The sequence below is a fragment of the Aerococcus sp. L_32 genome (assembly GCF_050689315.1).
Genome location: NZ_JBOEQF010001101.1, coordinates 1 through 615, shown reverse-complemented (window position 1 = coordinate 615; position 615 = coordinate 1). Strand labels below are relative to the sequence as shown.

Below are 615 nucleotides of genomic sequence, written 5' to 3'. Positions count from 1 at the left end.
AATCGAGTATAATCAGGTGTTTGAAGAATGAAGCTGCGGCCAAGTAATTAATAAATATGATATAATGACATTAACATGCACAAGCACCGTTTTAAGGAGAAAATATATGAGCGCACAATTAGGGACGGTTACTACAGCGTTAGTAACGGATCAAAATGACAAATTTTATTCAGTACAAAAAGAGGGTATTACTTACCAACTTGATAAGAGCGAAGGGGATTACCAATTAGGTGATGCGGTCCAAGGTTTCATTTATGAAAATATGAAACACACAAAAATGATGACCACGCAATTACCTGACGTTCGTCAAGGTCGTTATGGTTGGTCGACTGTTACTGCAGTCCGTAAAGACTTGGGGGTCTTTGTAGACATTGGTTTAACAGACAAGGAAATCGTGGTATCTTTAGATGACCTACCAAGTGAAAAACATTTATGGCCGAAAAAAGGCGACCGCCTATTTATCCGTTTAGAAGTAGATAAAAAAGACCGGGTTTGGGGTAAATTAGCTGAGGACCAAGTTTTCCAACAAATTACCAACAAACTATCACCTCAATCAAAATCTTGGACTAACCAAGAAGTGAAAGGGACTGTTTACCACGCAAAATTAGTGGGGAC

1 protein-coding gene is annotated in these 615 nt (G+C 38.7%); it reads left to right on the top strand.

The features are described from left to right. Positions 1–106: 106 nt before the first annotated feature. On the top strand, positions 107–615 hold a 509-nt coding region (locus ACRCJ0_RS18380), incomplete at its 3' end, for a S1-like domain-containing RNA-binding protein (protein WP_431391596.1).